Annotated in this window: 3 protein-coding genes; all 3 read left to right on the top strand. The window is 65.8% G+C overall.

What is annotated here, in order from left to right:
- Positions 1–2,322, top strand: a 2,322-nt coding sequence (locus WBB14_RS33230) for a TonB-dependent siderophore receptor (RefSeq protein WP_424243517.1), incomplete at its 5' end; no start/stop codon positions are given.
- 91 nt (positions 2,323–2,413) lie between these two features.
- Positions 2,414–2,932, top strand: coding sequence for a sigma-70 family RNA polymerase sigma factor (locus WBB14_RS33225; protein ID WP_424243516.1), 519 nt, complete (start codon positions 2,414–2,416; stop codon positions 2,930–2,932).
- The coding region (locus WBB14_RS33220) for a DUF4880 domain-containing protein (protein WP_424243515.1) at positions 2,929–3,148 on the top strand (220 nt) is incomplete at its 3' end. The genes WBB14_RS33225 and WBB14_RS33220, both read left to right, overlap by 4 nt.

The following is a 3,148-nucleotide window of genomic DNA, read 5'->3' as shown; positions in this document are numbered from 1 at the left end:
TCTGGCCAGCGCGTCGTTGCTTTCAGCATCGAGGCAGGCCCGCTAGGCGCGGCCCTGGGCGCGTTCGGCATGCAGGCTGGCGTCATGGTGGCGTCCGATCCCGCGTTGACGGCGGGCGCCGCGACGGGGGGCGTGACGGGTTCCCATGCCGTCGACACGGCGCTGCAGCGCCTGCTGGCCGGCACCGGGCTGGAGGCCGTGGCTCGCCCGGAGGGCGGCTACCGCCTGCGACAAGCGGCGGCGGCGGGGGCGGCCGCGACCTTGGCGCCGGTCACGGTCACGGGCAGCTACGCGACCACCACGGATGGCACGGGCTCCTATACTTCGCCGGCCGTCACCATCGGCAAGACGGCGCAGGCCTTGAAAGACATTCCGCAATCCATCACCGTGCTGACGCGGCAGCGCATGGATGACCAGGACATGGTCAGCCTGCCGGACGCGGTGAACAACACCACCGGCATGGTGGGCGTGCAGGGCGTGGGACCCGGGGTGGCGATCAACGCCCGCGGATTCCCCGTCGACCTGCTGCAATACGACGGCGTGTCCTTGCTGCGCAACAGCTACAGCCTGGGCAACTGGGAGCAGGACTCGCTGGTGTTCTACGACCGCGTGGAAATCCTGCGCGGCGCGGCCGGCCTGCTGCAGGGGGCGGGCAGCCCAGGCGGTGCGATCAACCTGGTGCGCAAGCGCGGCGGGGCGGAACCTGCGGTGGTGGTGACGGCCAAGGCCGGCTCCTGGGATCACTACGGCCTGCAGCTGGACGCGGGCAGTCCCTTGAACGAATCGGGCACCTTGCGCGGCCGCGTGGTGCTGGATGAAGACCAGAGCCATTCCTACATCGACTACGTGTGGGAAAAGACGCGCAACCTGTATGCCGCGCTGGACTACGACATCACCGAAGACACCACGGTAGGCATCGGGATCAGCAACCGGTACAGCCGCTCGCGGCCGATGTTCGTGGGCTATCCCCGCTACGCGGACGGAGGCGATATCGATCTGCCGCGTTCGACCTTCACGGGTTCGACCTGGAATCGCGCGAAGAACGACCAGACCATTTTCTACGCCGACCTCGCGCACCGCTTCAATGACGCATGGCGTTTCAAGCTGGCCGGCGTGGCCATGAACGAAAAGAACACGACCGTGCATCAGCGCGTCGCGGATGCCGTGCAGCCGGACGGCAGCGGGCTGTCCTATGGCGATTTCGGCGTGGACTTCCATAGCAAGCAGCGCGGGCTCGACATGTCGGTCAGCGGCGACTTTACCGCCCTGGGGATGCGGCAAGAGGTCGTGGTCGGCGCCAATTATTCCAAGCTGACCACGCAGGACCGGTTCACGCGTGCCTGGCAGGAAGGCGGCAATATCTTCGATATCGACCACCATCGTCCATGGCAGGACATCGACACCATCGCCCAGGCCAGCGGTTATGACTCGCGCAGCGCCTACGACATCCGCCAGAAGGGCATTTACGGCACCTGGCGCGTCAAGCCCGTCGAGTCCCTGGCGCTGATCGGCGGCGGGCGCATCGGCTGGTACGACTACACCTACAGCGGCGGCGGCAGCGCCACCACGTCCAGCACCTCGGGACGTTTCATTCCTTATGCCGGCCTGGTGTACTCGCTGAGCGACAACTGGTCGGCCTATGCCAGCTATACGACGGTGTTCGAACCGCAGACCGAACGCAGCGTATCGGGCAGCCTGCTCAAGCCCATCGAGGGCAACAACTACGAAATCGGCATCAAGGGCGAACTCGCGGACGGCCGCGTCAATACGCTGCTGGCGTTGTTCCGCTACGACCACAAGAACCGCGCGGTCAACGACTACGACGCGGGCTTTGCATGCGATGGCTGGTATTGCTCGCGCGCGGCGGGCAAGGTGCGCAGCCAGGGCCTGGAGGCCGAGGTCTCGGGCGAAGTGGTCAAGGGCCTGGAGCTGTACGCCGGCTATACCTACAACACCACCAAGTATCTGGACGATCCGGACAATCAGGGCAAGGTCTTCAATACCTGGACGCCAAAACACATGCTGCGCCTGTGGGCTAATTACAGGCTGCCGGGCTCGTTGAACCGCCTGAGCGTGGGCGCGGGCGTCAATGCGCAGACGCATACGATCAGTTCGGACCGCAAGTTCACCATGGCCGGATTCTCGATCTGGAATGCGCGCCTGGGCTATCAGGCCACGCCGGAACTGAGCATTGGGTTGAACCTCAACAATGTGTTCGACAAGAAGTACTACGTGCCGTCGTACAACACGCTCAGCAGCAATAACTACTACGGCGAGCCCCGCAACGTGATGTTGACGCTGCGCTACGCGCCCAAGCTGTAGGGCGGCCCACGGGCGCGATGGCGTCCAAGGCGGGCGGACGGATACGATAGAATATAAATGGTTCCCATTTAGATTTTATTGCCGGTGCGCCTTGCCTACGTCCGATTCCCCGCCTGCCGATCCCGTCGCGAAGCTCTATCGTGACCATCACGGCTGGCTGTCGATCTGGCTGCGCAAGAAGCTGGGCAATTCCTTCGACGCGGCGGACCTGGCCCACGACACCTTCGTGCGCTTGATGGCCGGTCGGCGCCGAACGGAATCAGGCGCCGAGCCGCGCGCGCTGCTGACCCACATCGCGAAGGGGCTGGTGGTGGACCACTGGCGCCGTCGGGCGCTGGAAGAGGCCTATCTGGCCGCGGTCGCGCAACTGCCCGAGCAGGAGGCGCCTTCGCCGGAGGCCCGCGCCCTGATTCTGGAGACCCTGGGCGCCATCGATGCCGCGCTGCGCAGGCTGTCCGCCCGGAGCCGCGAGATCTTCCTGATGTCGCAATTCGAGGGCATGGGCTACGAGGCGATCGCGCAGGGATTGGGCGTGTCGCTATCCACCGTCAAGCGCCATATGCAGGCGGCTCTGACCGCTTGCCTGATCGCCAGCCAGGCCGACGCGTGATCGATCCCGCCATCCTGAAGGAAGCGGCCGGTTGGCTGGTGCGCTTTCAATCCGAGACTTTGTCGCCGTCGGACCGCGAGGCGTTCGATCGCTGGCGCGCACGCAGCGCGGCGCATGCCGCCGCCTGGCAGCGGGCCGAGGACATGTTGCGCGGCTTCGGGCAGGTCCCGCCGCGGATCGCCGGCGATACCTTGCGGCGGCTGGATCGTCCCGGAC

The organism is Achromobacter sp., assembly GCF_049647645.1.
Taxonomy (GTDB): Bacteria; Pseudomonadota; Gammaproteobacteria; order Burkholderiales; family Burkholderiaceae_B; genus Achromobacter.
Note: the sequence above shows the minus strand (reverse complement) of the source record. Positions and strands in the feature narration are given on the sequence as shown.